We start from the raw sequence: 16,628 nt of genomic DNA on the forward strand, positions 1-16,628 counted from the left end.
TTCGCGCACGTCACGCACTTTGTGTGTAAGGTAAAGTATTGTGCGCTAACACATGAGCATGGTTTGTAAGTTTCTTTTGAGAAGGTAGCAGATGGATAAAAAAGAGTTGATACTTACCCCGGAAGGTCGCCAAAAGTTGGTTGACGAACTTGCGTATCGTGAGGGCGAGAAGCACGAAGAAATTGTTGAACGCCTTAAAGAAGCACGTGGGTTTGGTGACTTATCAGAAAACTCCGAATACGATGCCGCCAAAGAGGAGCAATCACTCAACGAGTCGCGTATTAATGAGATTCGCCAAATTTTGGCTACTGCTAAAGTGGTTGAGCGCACCGACGGTGAGTTGAGCGTTTCTATTGGTACTACCGTTGAGCTTTCCGATAAAAAAGGCAAGTCAATCAGCTTTACCATTGTTGGTACCACCGAAACAGATTCTCTTGAGCATAAAATCTCAAATGAATCGCCAGCAGGCGCCGAGCTTATTGGTCATGTTGTGGGCGATGTAGTAAGCTTTTCTACCCCAAGCGGCAAAGAAAAAACCTACACGATATTAAATATTACTCGTTAGGTGCAACTGATTCGTTCGTGTGTTTTATACGATAAGCATTCGCGTCCTTGCGCCCCGCGGCTCAAGGCGCGTTTTTGCATTTAACAGCGCATGTGTTTTCATAAGCAAGCCACACATACGGCAAGCAACAATACGTAAACGTACGCATTACCAGCTATTAAGGAGTTATCAAATGTCCGAATCTACGTCTTTAACCTCATCGGAGTCAACTATCAATGACGAGCGCGCCACGCGTCGTGCAAAGCGTAAGACTCTTATTGAGCAAGGCATCAATCCATATCCTATTTCGAGCACCATTACTGCTTTCGCGCGCGATCTTGAAACGCAGTATGGCTCACTTGAAGATGGAGCCGCTACAGAAGATTCCTACACGGTTGCAGGCCGTATTAGGGCGTATCGTCGTCAAGGCAAGGTGTGCTTTATAGTTTTGGAAGATAAAACAGGCACCATTCAGCTCTTTTTGCGCATTAACAATATGAGCGAGCAAGACTGGAATTTGCTTTTGCAACTCGATTTGGGCGATATTATTCAGGCAACAGGCGTGATTGTACGCACGCGCAGAGGACAGTTGTCAGTGTCGGTTACCAAGCTGGTTTTGCTTTCTAAAAGCGTGCGCCCCTTGCCCGAAAAGTTTCACGGATTAAGTGACCGCGAAATTCGTTATCGTCAGCGCTACGTTGACTTGATTATGAACCCCGAGGTTCGCGACGTTTTTCGCAAGCGCAGCCACATTATTTCGCTCATTCGTCGTTTTATGGAAAACCAAGGTTATCTTGAAGTTGAAACTCCTATGATGCATCAAATTTTAGGTGGAGCAAATGCGCGCCCGTTTACCACGCATTTTAATGCGCTCGACTGTGATTTTTACTTAAGAATTGCAACGGAATTACCGCTTAAGCGCCTGATTGTTGGCGGCATGGATCGAGTTTTTGAAATTGGCCGTCAGTTTAGAAACGAAGGTATGGACCTTACCCATAACCCCGAATTTACGTCTATGGAAGCTTATTGCGCGTATTCCAATTTACAGGGTATGAAAGAGCTTACCGAACAAATGTTCCAGCTTATTGCGCAAGATGTTTGCGGCTGCGAAAAGGGAAGCGAAATTATTACGTACCAGGACAAGCGTGTTAATATGAGCGGCACGTGGCGAAGCGTTGCACTTTCCGATGTTGCGTCTGAGGTTGTGGGCGAAAAAATCAACATGGACACGCCCGTTGAGCACTTGCGCGCACTTTGCGACAAGCACGAGATTTCGTGGGAAGAAAGCTGGGGTGCAGGTAAGCTACTCTTTGAAATTTATGATGAGTTGGGTGAACAAACGCTGCAGGATCCAACATTTGTATGCGACTATCCAGCAGAAGTTTCGCCTCTTTCTAAGCGCAAAGATGAAGATCCGCGCTTAACAGATCGTTTTGAACTTGTGATTTGTGGTCACGAATACGCAAATGCATTTTCCGAGCTTAATGACCCAGTTGACCAGGCGCAGCGCTTTATGGCACAGGTTAAGGCAAAGGGCATGGGCGACGATGAAGCAATGGGTTACGATTACGATTATGTTCGCGCGCTTGAGTATGGTATGCCACCAACTGGCGGAATTGGATATGGTATCGACCGCATGATTATGCTGTTCTGCGACCAGCCGTCTATTCGCGATGTATTGTTGTTCCCACAAATGAAGCCCGAAAGCATTTCAAAAGACGATATTGCCGCTCAGGTGGATAATTCCTAAAGGGGGCTTAAACCCATATGTTTGAACAATTTACCGCGCAAACACGCAACATCTTATTGCTTGCTCAAGAGGAGGCTCGCAGCGTAGGAAAACTCTACGTTGGTACCGAGCATATTTTGCTCGCATACCTCAAAGACGAGGAAAATGCCGTTACGCAGGTGTTATCGTCATTTGACATTACCTACGCGCAGGCATATGAAATTGTGGAATCGCTTGCCTCAACAGGTACTGCCGACGCCGCGTCGGGACACGTGCCGTTCTCTGCACTCACCAAGCGCGCGCTTGCTCAGGCTTTTACACTTGCATCCGCTCATGCTACTGGTTTAATTACCACCAAGGATCTTTTTATTGCCATGCTTGCGCTGCCCGAGAGCCATGCATGTTTGGTGCTCACGCGTATAGGTGTTTCGTTTTCGTCGCTCAGTACGGCAATTGACGCGCTTGATGACAGCGAAGAATACACAACTCCAGAAGACGCAGAGTCTACTCAAGACGAGCAAGATGACGACTTAACCGAGGTTGCCTATGGTATTCCATCGGCTTCGCAAGCGCGCTCAAAGATGGGAAAACTGCTTAAACGCTATGGGAAAAATTTGGTTGCCGTGGCGCAACAAGAAAAACTTGATCCTGTAATTGGTAGAGATAAAGAGATCACGCGCATTGCGCAGATTTTAGCCCGTCGTCAAAAAAATAATCCGCTTATTTTGGGCGATCCTGGCGTAGGAAAAACCGCAGTTGTAGAGGGCTTAGCTCAACTGATAGCCACGCATAATGCTCCAGTTACCCTTGCAGATAAACAAATTTGGACGCTTGACATTTCTTCGATGCTTGCAGGTGCAAAATATCGCGGAGAATTTGAAGATCGCTTAAAACGTGTAATTAACGAAGTTCGCAAAGCAAAAAACATCATTTTGTTTATCGACGAAATTCATACGATTATAGGAGCAGGCTCTGCCGAGGGCTCCATTGACGCTGCTTCTATTTTAAAGCCGCCGCTTTCGCGCAGTGAAATTCAAGTTATTGGTGCCACAACTGCAGAAGAATATCGCAAACACATCGAAAAAGATCCAGCTTTAGAAAGACGCTTTCAGCCTGTTGAAGTTTGTGAGCCTACGGTTTCTCAAACGCTGCAGATACTCAAAGGTTTAAGTGCTCGTTACGAGGCGTTTCATCACGTCCATTACACGCAAAATGCTTTAGTTGAGGCTACGCGTCTTTCACATCGCTATATTCAAGACAGGTTTTTGCCCGATAAAGCAATTGACGTGATTGACGAGGCAGGCGCTCGTAAATCGGTGGTTAAACGTCACGAGCCGCGCGAGATAATTGCCATGCGTACCGCGCTTGCCAAGCTCAAAGAAAAAAAGGAGCGCTTGCTGGCGCGCGAAAATTACGAGGATGCGGCATCGGTAAGAGATGACGAAAAATCTTTGGAGCAAAAGATTGCTCATGCGGTAAAAGACTGGGAGAAATCGCGCGCGTCCGAGCAACAAAATGTTGACGCAAATGATATAGCTCGTGTTATATCGGATATTTCTGGTGTTCCTGTTACGAGCCTAACAGAAAAAGAGTCAGAAAAATTACTCCGCTGCGAACAAGAGCTGCATAAACGCCTTATTGGCCAAAAAGAAGCAGTGGCAAAGGTTGCGCACGCTATTCGTCGTTCGCGCTCGCCTCTAAAAGACCCTGCGCGCCCTGGCGGCTCGTTTATATTTTTAGGGCCTTCGGGTGTAGGAAAAACAGAGCTTGCTAAGTCTTTAGCCGAGTTTTTGTTTGGTACCCAAGAGGCACTTATTTCCTTTGACATGTCAGAATTTATGGAGAAACATGAGGTTTCCAAGCTAGTTGGTGCGCCTCCAGGATACGTTGGCTACGATCAAGGCGGAGAACTTACTAAGGCTGTTCGTCGTCGTCCATACTCGGTTGTTTTGTTCGACGAGATAGAAAAAGCGCATCCAGACGTATTTAATATCTTGCTCCAAATTTTGGAGGAAGGTCGCTTAACCGATGGTCAGGGTCGTGTTGTAGACTTTTCCAACACGGTTATTATCATGACCTCTAACATTGGAGCACGCGAGATTGCACACACTTCTCCTATGGGCTTTAGTTCCCAAGGTGATGACGGGCTGTCGTACAAAGAAATAAAATCGCGCGTTAAAGGTGAACTTAAGCGCTCATTTAGGCCAGAATTTCTTAATCGTGTTGACGAAATTGTTGTCTTTACCACGCTTTCCAAAGAAGAACTCAGAAAAATTGTGGGGCTTATGGTTTCTAAGCTGGCATATCGACTTGCACAAGAGCACATTATGCTTACGCTGAGCGACGCCGCCTGTGATTTAATTGCTCAAAAAGGCACCGATCCTATTTATGGTGCACGTCCTTTGCGTCGTACGCTTCAACGTTTGGTTGAAGATCGTCTTGCCGAAGACTTGCTTGAACATAAGTGGAACGCAGGCGATGAGGTTTACGTTGACGCACAGGAGCATGAGCTTGTGTTCAAAAAGCGCGAAGCAGACTTACAAAAGTTACAAGCTTTACGTGCGCAAGGATCACAACTTGCAGATGTGGCACCTCACGTATCGCATGAACGCAGCGTTTCTTACGCTGGCACTCAAAATGCAAGTGGTGGAGCATACAGCGAGTAACCTACATAAGTTTATGCCGCATGCAGACTTTGTAAGCGTTTGTGTGTGCAACAATTATATAATGGTTGTGGCGCCTAGGAAATTCGTGTCAAAATGAAGGAGCCTTTGAAGGCGTTGCGCGTTGGTTAAAGCAGAGCAACACCTTTATAAACCGTGTAAGAGCATAAGCCAAGGAAAGGAGATGCCATGAGCACATCTCAAACACCTGAGGATGCGCAAGATACTAAAGCACGCTTGCGTGACGCCATTCGCAAAACAGCGCCAGGCACGTCTTTGCGTTTTGCGCTCGATATGATTTTAGCAGGTCATCTTGGTGCTCTTATATGTATTGGCGACACGGATAATGTTTTGGCGGCAGGTGACGATGGCTTTCGCTTGGACATCTCTTTTACGGCAAATCGTTTGTTTGAGCTCTCAAAAATGGACGGCGCTATTGTTATTGACCGCGGCTTAACTAAGATTTTGCGCGCAAATTATCATCTTAATCCTTCGCCTTCGCTTCCTACGTCCGAAACGGGCATGCGTCACCGTACGGCAGCGCGTATGAGCCTGCTCACCAAAGCGGTGGTTATTTCGGTGTCTGAACGCAGACAAGTGGTTGCTATATACGTGGACGGTCACGGCCATCAGCTTCAATCGGTTCCAGAACTTATGAGTTCGGTTAACCAAATGTTGGTTTCTATGCAAAGCACGCGCGCGCAGCTTGACCGTGCTCTTTTGCGCCTTACCACACTTGAGCTTGATGACTATGTAACGCTTTCTGATATTGCAGATACCATTTATCTCTTTGAAGTGCTTATGACCGTTTCCGAGCAATTAAGCGACATTATTTTACAGCTTGGTAGTGAGGGCAAAACTATTGAAATGCAGCGTGAAGAGTTTATTGGTAATGCGTCAAGCGATTACACGTTGCTTATTAGAGATTATGCAAAGGATTCGTCCGAAGAGCACGCGCAGCGCATTCGTAAGCAATTGCACGAAATTTCAAATTCGCAGCTGCATGCACCCGATAAAATAGCCGAACTTCTTGGATTTGAAAACAAAGGCGAGGAATCAATTATGGTTCCACTTGGGTTAAGAACGCTTTCTAATGTGTCAGTGGTTAGAAAAGGTATGGCAGATAAGATTGTAGATGAGTTTGGCTCACTGCAACAGCTTTTGGATGATATTGAACAAAACCCCTCTAAGCTCGATGAACTTGGTGTGGATAATCCTTCAATTTTGGCTGATAGTTTATACCGTATGTGGGGCAAGCGCGCATGACAGCAGATACCTGCGCCGTTATAGCCTCTGGTGGCACGGGTTCGCGTTTTGGCGACGCGCGCGGAAAACAATACACCACCTTATGCGGTTATCCCATTTCATATTGGGCAATACGTGCTTTTGTAGAAGCGCCTTCGGTAGGCTGTATAGTTATTGTTTGTGCTGCCGAGCGCCAATCCGAAATGGAAAAGCGCGTGGTTTGCCATCTGCATACACAAAAGCCCATAGTGTTTGCTCATGCTGGTGCTACGCGTCAACTTTCAGTGTATGAAGGTCTGCGCCACGTACCTTCTACCTTTAATTTTGTGGCTATCCACGATGGCGCGCGCCCTCTTATTAAAGTTGATACCATAGAGGCTTGTATCAACAAACTACGTACCACTCCTCATATAGCAGGGGCAATTTGTGCGTTTCCCGTAAGCGACACACTTAAAACGGTTGACGGTACACGCATTATCTCAACACCTAATAGAGCGCTGTTTTGGTCGGCGCAAACTCCGCAGGTTTTTAGGCGAGAAATTATCTGTAAAGCGCACGAATATGCACTTACGCACAAACGCAGTGTTACCGACGATGCTTCAGTTGTCGAACAAATGTTTGGAGATGTGGTGTGCGTTGAAAGTCCGCGCGATAATATAAAGATAACGCTCCCCGAAGATTTTGCCGTTGCAAAAACTTTGCTGGAGCAACGCTTTAATGCGCAAGACTCATAGCAAGGAGATACCATGCGGATAGGGCACGGTTTTGATGTTCACGCGTTTACCAAAGATAGACCCTGTATTATTGGGGGTGTTACCATACCATATGAGCGTGGTTTATGGGGCCATTCCGATGCAGATGTTTGCGTACATGCACTTATGGATGCACTTTTAAGTGCGGCGCGTCTAGGCGATATCGGACAACTGTTTCCGCCCGATGACCCTACATATGACAATGCCGATTCGTGTAAGCTCTTGCATGAGGTAGTAAGACGTCTTCAACAAAGCGGCTTTGCAATTGTTGATTGCGATTGCACCATTGCGGCTCAAGTGCCTAAGATTTCGCCATATCGTGAGCTTATGCGCAAAAAATTGGCAGAGGTTATGGATATACCGCTTGAGCATATAGGCATTAAAGCAACTACCACCGAAGGTTTAGGTTTTGTTGGAAGGTCAGAAGGTATAGCTGCATGGGCATGCGTTTTGCTTGAGGAAAACGTGTGCGCTAAGATTAACTAGTAACGTAGTAACCGCTACGCCTTTAAAGCAACGGTTGTATAACAAGGAGTTCACATGCTAATTTACAATAGTAAAACGCACAAAAAAGAAGAGTTTATACCTCTTGAACCCAATCGCGTTCGCATGTATGTGTGTGGACCTACTGTTTATGACCAAATTCACATAGGAAACGCTCGCACGTTTTTATCGTTTGATATTATTCGTCGGTATTTACAGTACAAAGGCTTTGCTGTTGTATTTGCTCAAAATCTTACCGATGTTGATGACAAAATCATCAATCGAGCCAATGAGCAAGGCATTTCGGCAGACGAGCTTGCAAAAACATATTCTTGTGCGTTTATCGAGCAAATGCACCGCTTTGGGATTTTGGATCCCGACATTCGCCCTCGTGCAACTGCAGAAATCGAACATATGCAGGCAATGATTCAAATACTTATTGATAAGGGTCATGCCTATGTGGCTGATAACGGCGATGTATATTTTTCGGTACGAAGCGATCACAACTACGGGGTAGTTTCAGGAAGGCAGCTTGATGATATGCGCGCAGGTGAGCGCATCGAGGTCAACGATGCCAAGCGCGATCCGTTTGATTTTGTATTGTGGAAAGCCGCAAAACCTTCCGAGCCCAGTTGGGATAGTCCTTGGGGCAAAGGTCGTCCTGGCTGGCATACCGAGTGCTGCGCTATGATACATAGGTATTTAGGAACGCCTATTGATATTCACGGTGGCGGACAAGATCTTATGTTTCCGCATCATGAAAACGAAAACGCGCAGGCAAGCTGTGCATGGGACAAGCCGTTGGCAAATTATTGGATGCACGCAGGTATGTTACGTGTAGACGGTGAAAAGATGTCAAAGAGCTTGGGCAATTTTTACACGCTCAAAGAAGTTCTTGATGCCTATCCTGCCGATGCAGTGCGTTTGCTTATGCTGCAAACACATTACCGTGCGCCACTTGATTTTTCGTTTGAACGGCTTAACGGTGCGCGCGGAACCCTGCAAAAACTTATTGGTTGCGTAGAAAACTTACGTTGGTCGGCAGAGCAGTCGGGAAAATCAGGTGCCTTAGGCAAAGCAGAACAAGCTCTTGGCAATGCAGTTGATCATGCTCAAATAGAATTTGATACGCAAATGGACGACGACTTTAACGCCGCAGGTGCACTTGCTGCTATTTTTAATCTTATGGCGCACGCAAACAAATATCTCGAAGAAGCAGGTGCTCATCCCTGTGTTGCTCCCATGCTTCGTTGTGCCGACATGCTTTGCGAACTCTGCTCGGTTTTGGGTATTACGCTTGCAACTAAAACATCTGAGCTTCCTGCTGAAATTATTGACTTAGCGCAAAAGGTTACCCAACAGAGTGCTTCTAGCTGCGAAGAGGCCGCACGCCTGCTTATTATGGCTCGCGCAGAAGCTCGGAGCAATAAAGACTGGGCGCGCGCAGATGCAATACGTGACGGCATTGCAGAACTGGGGCTTATGCTCGAAGATACCGCTAACGGTACGCGCATTAAGGTTAAAAACTAATTGGTATTAACACCGTGCTTGCTTAATGTATTGGTGAGCAGGTCTGCTGATGAGGGAATACAAGATGGCTCAAACACATAATCCACGAGGCAATTTCAAAAAGCCAACAAAAAAGAATAAGAATGTGCCAATCGCCCGCTTTACTTCAAGCGAAAAGGGCGCACCTTACAAAAAGCGTACGCGTGCAGCTGTTAACAGCGACGCGCGTGCACGTTCTTCGAGTGCAAACGCGCGCTCTTTCTCATCCCAAAAGCGTAGTTCAGGTGCTTCTTCTGCGCACATGCGTCCGCGGCGTGTACGTGGCACACACGCGCCCATGATTGAGGGTAGACGCGCCTGCTTTGAAGCGCTTGAGGCTCATTTGCCACTTAAAAAGCTCCTTGTGCAAGAAAATATGAACGCCGCGTTGCAAACAGCCGATGTTGAGCGTTTAATTGCTTGTGCCCGCGAGCGTGGTATTTCGTGCGAATATGTTAAAAAGTCTGCTATGGACGCATTAAGCTCGCACGCCGCGCATCAAGGCGTTATGTTTGAAACGGCGCCCTTTGCATATGCCGAGCTCAGTGATGTGCTTGCCACCATTGACCGCAAAGCTGCTAGCGCCGCAGATGCTTTCGATGCAAATGCTAGCGAGCTCGTTACAAACACCAACAATCAACCTAGCGCCCCCAAACAAGCTTCGCTTGTTGTGCTGCTCGACCACGTAGTTGATGAAGGCAATTTTGGTGCCATTGTTCGTTCTGCCGAAGTGGTGGGCGCGTCTTGTGTCATCATTGCAAATGCACGTTGTGCATCGGTTGGTGTGGGGGCATATAAAACGTCAGCTGGAGCAGTGCTCCATATGCCTATTGCGCAGGTTGTTAATTTGGCGCGCGCAATCGACGAGCTCAAAGAGCATGGTTTTTGGGTTATTGGAGCCAGCGAACATGCGCAGCAAACGGTATGGAACGCTCCTTTTTCGGGAAACGTTTGTTTGGTTATGGGCTCAGAAGAAAACGGTATTTCGTCGCTTGTACAAAAAAAGTGCGACTTTATCTGCAAGCTTCCTCAACGTGGCCGTATTGAATCGCTTAACGTTGCACAGGCTGCAACAGTTATGTGTTACGAATGGATGCGTCAGAACACGCTCTCTGTTTAAGCCATCTGCGTCTGCACGTGAGTTTGCTACCATACGGAAATAGTCATGAGTCGTCATAAAAATCAGTATACAAAAAAGCCTCTGGGAAAGCGCGAAACGCAAGCTGCGTCTGCAAAAGTTGCAGGTCGGCGAGCTAAACAGTCGCTGCAGCTGATTTGTCGCCCTGCGTTTGCTCATTTGCCGCTTCTTGTGGTTGATGGTTACAACGCACTTATGGCTACCAAACACTACGCGTCTAGTATGGGCGAAGCTGCTTTTTCTCCATCTGATAATGCTTCTTGTGCTCAGGCACAAAGCTCTAGGTTGCACAGAAATACCTTGGTAGAAGGGGAGTCTTCTACTTTTGCCGCTCATGCCGACCCTTTTGATCGCGCGCGCGAACGTTTGATCAGCGACGTTGCTGCTTTTGCTCAAGGTAGTTACGAAGCAGTGGTGGTTTTTGACGGAACACAGAATTTGTCAAGTGTGCCAGCCGTTTCTATTCAAGCGGGTATTTGTGTTGTGTTTTCTCGAAACGGTGAAACGGCTGATAGCGTAATTGAGCGTCTGGTTACGCAAGAAAAGCAAGTTAACAGAAAAATTACCCTTATTACCTCGGATAATACCATTCGTTCTACCGTGGGCGACGACGTTACTAAATTAACTAGTGCGCTTTTATTGCACGATGTTGAGCAGCAAAATACACGTTTACATACCGATTCTGCGCGTACGAGTCATCAAAAGATGACGGTGGAATCGCGTGTGTCAAAGGAAACGCGCGATAAGTTGTGGAAACTTTTGGATGATCTCTCTCATCGCTGAGTTGGGTGTTTAGGAGTTAATACGTCTTGCTGCTTTATCACCTGCACACATGTTGCCATCTCCAAGTAACATTACCTGCTCAAATGTTGACAGCACAACCAATATCACCTGCGTAAATGTTGCCAATTACAAGTAACATCACCTGCGCAAACGCTTTATATTATTGAAGAAACCTGTTGTCGGCAAATTGTGGAACTTTGCCAAATTTAAACGATTTTGCAAAAAACAGTAGCAAAAAAAATAAGAACACGATATTATGCATAGTGCAATGCTGGCGTAGCTCAATGGTAGAGCCCTGGTTTTGTAAACCAGTTGTTGTAGGTTCGAGCCCTATCGCCAGCTCCACTGAATTAAACAAACCAAGCTTCGGCTTGGTTTTTTTGTATCTTGATGTCATGCGTGCATAAGAGTTGCCATAAGAATTGCCATCAACCATAAGAGGGCGTGTCAGGCAAGCATAAGAGTCACCATAAGAGCAAGCGTGAGGCACAGGCATAAGCTTTGCAATAAAAGTCATCATAAAAGCCCTCCTAATGTCAATGAGCTATCGGCGAGTTTTACCAATTATGGTGGAAATATGATATGGATACGCGCGGGTCAGTGGTAGAGGTTGACAAGAATAAAATTCAGTCGTAATATGCTTACGCTCATGAACAAGATTGAGTCAAGAAAAACTCACAAATGTGTATGTCTTCGCCGAAGAAAACACAACGACGAGAGTTCGTGGGAAGCTTGAAAATATGGGGGTGTGGCACAGCGGCAACTGCGGCGGACTGTAAATCCGCTCCTTCCAGGTTCCTTGGTTCGAGTCCAAGCACCCCCACCATTTCGCCCGTGTAGCTCAGTCGGTAGAGCACTTCGTTGGTAACGAAGAGGTCACCGGTTCAAGTCCGGTCGCGGGCTCCATTGTTCAGGCATTTATGCCGGTGTAGCTCAGCTGGTTAGAGCACACGGCTCATACCCGTGATGCCACTGGTTCGAATCCAGTCACCGGTACCAGGAAATTAACGGTGAAAACCGTTTAAAAAAAGTTACTTTCAACTCCTCTCTAGTTGAAAGTACATGTAGAAGTGAATGGCCGATAAGGTTGTTTTTCACAGAGGAGGACGGCAATGGCCAAAGAGAAATTTGATCGTAGTAAGCCGCATGTTAACATTGGTACGATTGGTCACGTCGACCATGGTAAGACTACCTTAACTGCAGCCATCACCAAGGTTCTCTCCGAGCAAGAGGGCTGCAAGGCAGACTTCACCGCTTTCGAGAACATCGACAAGGCTCCTGAAGAGCGTCAACGTGGTATTACCATTAACGTTGCTCACATTGAGTACGAAACTTGGGAGCGCCACTATGCACACGTAGACTGCCCAGGTCACGCCGACTACGTTAAGAACATGATTTCTGGTGCAGCTCAGATGGACGGTGCAATCCTCGTAATTGCTGCTACCGATGGTCCTATGGCTCAAACTCGTGAGCACATCTTGCTTGCTCGCCAAGTAGGTGTTCCTTACATCATCGTATTCCTTAACAAGTGCGATATGGTAGACGACGAAGAGCTTATCGACCTCGTTGAAATGGAAACTCGTGACCTCTTGAGCGAATATGACTTCCCTGGAGACGATATTCCTATCATCCGTGGTTCTGCTCTTGGTGCTTTGAATGGCGAGCAAAAGTGGGTAGACTCTGTTGTAGAGCTTATGCACACTGTTGACTCCTACATTCCAACACCTGCTCGTGACAACGAGAAACCATTCTTGATGGCTGTTGAAGACGTTATGACCATTTCTGGTCGTGGTACCGTTGCTACTGGTCGTGTTGAGCGTGGTGAGCTTAAGCTTAACGACACCGTTGAGATCGTTGGTATTAAAGACACTCAATCTACCGTTGCTACTGGTATCGAAATGTTCCGTAAGACCCTTGACTTCTGTGAAGCAGGAGACAACGTAGGTATTCTTCTTCGTGGTATTAAACGTGAAGACATCCAACGTGGACAGGTTCTCTGCAAACCTGGTTCAGTAACTCCTCACAAGAAGTTCACTGGTGAGATCTACGTTCTTACTAAAGATGAAGGTGGACGTCACACGCCATTCTTCTCTGGATACCGTCCTCAGTTCTACTTCCGTACCACTGACGTAACCGGTGACGTACAAGCTCTTACCGATGCTAACGGTGGTAAAGTAGAGATGGCTATGCCTGGCGACCACGTAACCGTTACTTGTGAACTTATTCACCCCATTGCTATGGAGGAAGGTCTTAAGTTCGCTATTCGTGAAGGTGGCCACACCGTAGGCGATGGTCGTGTATCTACCATTATTGAGTAGTACATTCTCGTTTGCTTGCTAAATTCCGTAAGGTTTATTACAGCAAACAATAGGTCCGGTGCTCCACATAGGGACGCTGGACCTATTTTACCGTTTTAGTTATACAGAAGAAATCACTCAGATGACTTGCTGCGATGTTTGATAATTTGGTGGTTTTGTTAAGTTCTGTAATTTGCTTAAACAATTATTGACAGTCTTAACTGTTGAATGATAGCGTTAGCTATCGTGTTGTCTTATCGAAGGCAACAGTTACAGGAGGATTCATGCGTACTTTAGTTACTCTTGCATGCACCGAGTGCAAGCGTCGCAACTATACTACGGACAAAAATAAGTCCAACACTCCAGATCGTATGGAGCTCAAGAAATATTGTCCGTGGTGTCATAAACACACCCTTCATAGGGAAACCCGCTAATTAGCGGATGTAATTAGGCCAGTAGCTCCAATGGTAGAGCGGCGGTCTCCAAAACCGTTCGTTGTGGGTTCGAGTCCTACCTGGCCTGCCAGAAATACCACCGGCTTTCTTCGTTTAGAAGAGAGCCGGTTTCATGCATACTTAGAAGAGCTCTAAAGGAGTGAACTGATGGCAAAAAAAGAGCGACAAAGGAGAAGTGCTCGTCAAGCACGTTCGCAGGAGCGTGAACGCTTGTCTGCTGATGGCGCTACCGATGAGACAAAGGCATCATCTAGCAAAGTAGCTCAATCTTCTCTTCAGCCATCACACAAGCACTCCAAGTCTGATGCAAAAAAGGCTAACGGAGGGCGCATTAAAACCTATTTTAAAGCCGTTAAAACAGAAATGCATCGTGTTGTATGGCCAAGCAAACCTGAGCTTAAAAATTATTCAGGTGCCGTTATTTGTGCGCTCGTTATTTGCGGGCTGGTTATTTGGCTTGTAGATACAGGGTTTGTAGCTCTGCTCGTGAGCTTCACAGGTTTGAGAGGTTAGTTGTGGCAAAGCATTGGTATGTCATTCACACCTATTCTGGGTACGAAAATAAAGTTAAGTCAGATCTTGAGCACCGTATAGAAACATATGGTCTTGAGGATCAGATTGTAGATATTAAAATTCCAACCGAGGAAGTTGTACAGGTTAAAAGCGATGGAAAACGCAAAAACGTTGAAACAAACGTTTTCCCTGGTTATGTTTTGGTTCGCATGGAAGTTGACGATAATTCGTGGGCTGTTGTGCGTAATACCAACGGCGTAACAGGTTTTGTTGGCATCGATGGAAAACCTGCACCGCTTCGTCGTTCTGAATTTAATAAAATGATGAGAAAATCAAACGCTTCTCAAGAAAAGGTTACGCCACAAAGCATTACCACCGATTTCGAAGTGGGTATGGCTGTGCGCGTTATCCAAGGTCCGCTTGAAAAGTTTGAAGGCAAAATTACCGAGGTTATGGTTGAAGCAGGTAAGCTTAAAGTTTCGCTTACCATCTTTGGCCGTGAAACTCCAGTTGAGCTTACCATGAATCAAGTGGAAGTTATTGCGTAGCAAAGCGAAGTTAAGCTTTTCTACGGGGCTTGTATAAAGCCACAAGTTTGACATTCTCTTACCTGCTTTACTGCTCATAAAACAGGTAAGATATGAATGATGTGCATGTTGTATTCGAAAGAATATGCTTCTCAGCATGCAAGAGATAGTATGGGTAGCTTTGAGAATAAGATCCTCAAACAACACCAAGGGAGCATTATGGCTAAGAAAGTTGTAAAGTTTATTAAGCTGCAGATTCCTGCAGGTAAAGCCACTCCTGCACCTCCAATTGGTTCTACCTTGGGTGCAGCTCAGGTTAACATTATGCAGTTCTGCCAAGCATTTAACGCGGCTACTGCAGACAAGGGCGGAGACATTATCCCTGTTGAGATTTCCGTTTACGAAGATCGCAGCTTTGATTTTGTATGCAAAACTCCACCTGCAGCTAAGCTTATTATCAAAGAGCTTGGTATTAAAGGCGGTTCTGGCGTTCCTCAACGCGACAAAGTTGGACAACTTACTCAAGAGCAATTAACCAAAATTGCCGAAATCAAGATGCCCGACCTTAATGCAAACGACATTGAGGCTGCTAAGAAGATCGTTGCGGGTACCGCTCGTTCTATGGGTGTTACGGTTGCTGAGTAGTAACACTTTTCTGATGACTTTTGGGTCGCTGGCAACTTTTTAACATTGCTGCAATTCAAAGGTTATATCAGAGCTTTTGTATTCATGTGGGAGGACATTGGCGTCCGTTATAACCACCCAACTACCTAAAGGAGGTAGCTTTTATGCCAAAGCATGGAAAGAACTATCGTAACGCTGCTGTAAAAGTAGAAGCAGCTAAACTCTACACTCCTAAGGAAGCTCTTCAGCTTGTTAAGGAGCTTTCATCTGCAAAGTTCGACGAGACCGTTGAAGTTGCAATTCGTTTGGGCGTTGATACGCGTAAAGCAGATCAAAACGTTCGTGGTTCTATTTCTCTTCCTCACGGAACGGGTAAAACTGTTCGTGTTGCTGTATTTGCCGAGGGCGACAAGGCTCGCGAAGCTCAAGAAGCTGGCGCAGATATTGTTGGTTCCGACGACTTGATGGAAGACATTCAAAAAGGTGTTATCAACTTTGATGCTGTTATTGCAACACCTAACCTTATGGGTAAAGTTGGTCGCCTTGGTAGAATCTTAGGACCTCGTGGTTTAATGCCAAACCCCAAGCTTGGTACCGTAACCATGGATGTTGCAAAGATGGTAGGCGAGCTTAAAGCAGGTCGTGTTGAGTATCGTGCTGATCGTTATGGTATTTGCCACGTTCCTATGGGTAAAGTTTCCTTTGATCTTAACGACTTAGCAGAGAACTACGGTGCACTTTTCACCGAGCTTCTGCGCGTTAAGCCTTCAAGCACTAAAGGTCGTTATGTAAAGTCCGTTGTATTTTCTTCTACAATGGGTCCTGGCGTTAAAGCCGACACTTCTGTAACGCGTAACTTTACCGAGGCATAAACGCGTTTGCTCAGTAGACGCAATCGCAATAAAGCGCGAATCTTCCTCGTCCAGTTTGTTCTGGACGAGGTTTTTTTTAGCTGTTTTAGTTTTACTTCATTGAAAGATATTGATTGATTTTTGTTGAGACCATGCATAACGAGGGCTTCTCATCATAGGAATTTTGCCCGTATATAAGATAGGCAAACGTATCTACGCACAGGAATAATGAGTCCCTGTATAGCAAGGCTTGGATGCATATATGGCAATCATATGTAGGACCAGCAATTTACCACATATTTTGCCTGTGAACCTTGCGCATCCCTAAAAGTTAGCTACAATAGAGAAGTTGCAGATACCAATCTGCTCAAGTGCACATAGCACGTTCGCTGCCAAAGACAGCCGGTGCTTCGTCTAGAAGCTTAAAGGGAGTACACATGGTGTATAACCGCCTGCCGAGGTGGTCTTAAGAATCG

General features: G+C 46.1%; 15 protein-coding genes and 5 tRNA genes. All 20 read left to right on the plus strand.

All coding sequences use genetic code 11. The features are described 5' to 3' along the window. The first annotated feature begins 91 nt into the window (after positions 1-91). The 20 genes from greA (at position 92) to rplA (ending at position 16,173) form a co-directional block, all read left to right on the plus strand. Positions 92-565, plus strand: a complete 474-nt coding sequence (greA, locus tag AC1DBT_RS01815) for a transcription elongation factor GreA (RefSeq protein WP_311431198.1) — start codon at positions 92-94, stop codon at positions 563-565. 172 nt (positions 566-737) lie between these two features. Continuing rightward, positions 738-2,294: a lysine--tRNA ligase gene (gene lysS / locus AC1DBT_RS01820; protein ID WP_480018367.1), complete on the plus strand. Its 1,557-nt coding sequence runs from the start codon at positions 738-740 to the stop codon at positions 2,292-2,294. Positions 2,295-2,311: 17 nt separating this feature from the next. Next, on the plus strand, positions 2,312-4,939 hold the full coding sequence (locus AC1DBT_RS01825) for an ATP-dependent Clp protease ATP-binding subunit (protein ID WP_480018368.1): 2,628 nt from the start codon (positions 2,312-2,314) through the stop codon (positions 4,937-4,939). 186 nt (positions 4,940-5,125) lie between these two features. Continuing rightward, the gene (gene disA / locus AC1DBT_RS01830) at positions 5,126-6,202 is read left to right on the plus strand and encodes a DNA integrity scanning diadenylate cyclase DisA (RefSeq protein ID WP_464360869.1); all 1,077 of its coding nucleotides are present in this window, start codon (positions 5,126-5,128) and stop codon (positions 6,200-6,202) included. Next, positions 6,199-6,915 carry a 2-C-methyl-D-erythritol 4-phosphate cytidylyltransferase gene (ispD, locus tag AC1DBT_RS01835; RefSeq protein WP_464360870.1) on the plus strand — a complete coding sequence of 239 codons (717 nt, stop codon included), beginning with the start codon at positions 6,199-6,201 and terminating at the stop codon, positions 6,913-6,915. The genes disA and ispD overlap by 4 nt, the downstream gene beginning before the upstream one ends. Positions 6,916-6,927: 12 nt before the next feature. Further along, entirely contained in the window at positions 6,928-7,419 is a 492-nt protein-coding gene (gene ispF / locus AC1DBT_RS01840; protein ID WP_464360871.1) for a 2-C-methyl-D-erythritol 2,4-cyclodiphosphate synthase, read from the plus strand. A 54-nt stretch (positions 7,420-7,473) separates the two neighbouring features. Then, the gene (cysS, locus tag AC1DBT_RS01845; RefSeq protein ID WP_480018369.1) at positions 7,474-8,946 is read left to right on the plus strand and encodes a cysteine--tRNA ligase; all 1,473 of its coding nucleotides are present in this window, start codon (positions 7,474-7,476) and stop codon (positions 8,944-8,946) included. 64 nt (positions 8,947-9,010) lie between these two features. After that, positions 9,011-10,084: a 23S rRNA (guanosine(2251)-2'-O)-methyltransferase RlmB gene (gene rlmB, locus AC1DBT_RS01850; protein WP_480018370.1), complete on the plus strand. Its 1,074-nt coding sequence runs from the start codon at positions 9,011-9,013 to the stop codon at positions 10,082-10,084. Positions 10,085-10,129: 45 nt separating this feature from the next. Next, the gene (locus tag AC1DBT_RS01855) at positions 10,130-10,885 is read left to right on the plus strand and encodes an NYN domain-containing protein (RefSeq protein WP_480018371.1); all 756 of its coding nucleotides are present in this window, start codon (positions 10,130-10,132) and stop codon (positions 10,883-10,885) included. Between the two features lie 270 nt (positions 10,886-11,155). Then, positions 11,156-11,230, plus strand: a tRNA-Thr gene (locus tag AC1DBT_RS01860). A 397-nt stretch (positions 11,231-11,627) separates the two neighbouring features. Then, positions 11,628-11,711 (plus strand) — tRNA-Tyr (locus AC1DBT_RS01865). A gap of 4 nt (positions 11,712-11,715) precedes the next feature. Next, positions 11,716-11,791: transfer RNA gene (locus AC1DBT_RS01870), tRNA-Thr, on the plus strand. Between the two features lie 16 nt (positions 11,792-11,807). Continuing rightward, positions 11,808-11,884: transfer RNA gene (locus AC1DBT_RS01875), tRNA-Met, on the plus strand. A gap of 113 nt (positions 11,885-11,997) precedes the next feature. Next, positions 11,998-13,203: an elongation factor Tu gene (gene tuf / locus AC1DBT_RS01880; protein ID WP_006302344.1), complete on the plus strand. Its 1,206-nt coding sequence runs from the start codon at positions 11,998-12,000 to the stop codon at positions 13,201-13,203. Between the two features lie 263 nt (positions 13,204-13,466). Then, positions 13,467-13,616 (plus strand): 50S ribosomal protein L33, encoded by a 150-nt coding sequence (gene rpmG, locus AC1DBT_RS01885; protein ID WP_013252477.1) that lies wholly within the window; start codon positions 13,467-13,469, stop codon positions 13,614-13,616. A gap of 15 nt (positions 13,617-13,631) precedes the next feature. Continuing rightward, a tRNA-Trp gene (locus tag AC1DBT_RS01890) sits at positions 13,632-13,707 on the plus strand. A 77-nt stretch (positions 13,708-13,784) separates the two neighbouring features. Further along, positions 13,785-14,150 carry a preprotein translocase subunit SecE gene (gene secE / locus AC1DBT_RS01895; protein WP_480018372.1) on the plus strand — a complete coding sequence of 122 codons (366 nt, stop codon included), beginning with the start codon at positions 13,785-13,787 and terminating at the stop codon, positions 14,148-14,150. 2 nt (positions 14,151-14,152) lie between these two features. Further along, entirely contained in the window at positions 14,153-14,698 is a 546-nt protein-coding gene (nusG, locus tag AC1DBT_RS01900; RefSeq protein ID WP_006302350.1) for a transcription termination/antitermination protein NusG, read from the plus strand. Between the two features lie 195 nt (positions 14,699-14,893). After that, positions 14,894-15,322 carry a 50S ribosomal protein L11 gene (gene rplK, locus AC1DBT_RS01905; RefSeq protein ID WP_082734871.1) on the plus strand — a complete coding sequence of 143 codons (429 nt, stop codon included), beginning with the start codon at positions 14,894-14,896 and terminating at the stop codon, positions 15,320-15,322. A 143-nt stretch (positions 15,323-15,465) separates the two neighbouring features. Further along, positions 15,466-16,173: a 50S ribosomal protein L1 gene (gene rplA / locus AC1DBT_RS01910; RefSeq protein ID WP_048596385.1), complete on the plus strand. Its 708-nt coding sequence runs from the start codon at positions 15,466-15,468 to the stop codon at positions 16,171-16,173. Positions 16,174-16,628 lie beyond the last annotated feature (455 nt).

Source organism: Fannyhessea sp. C0108B2 (assembly GCF_056583915.1).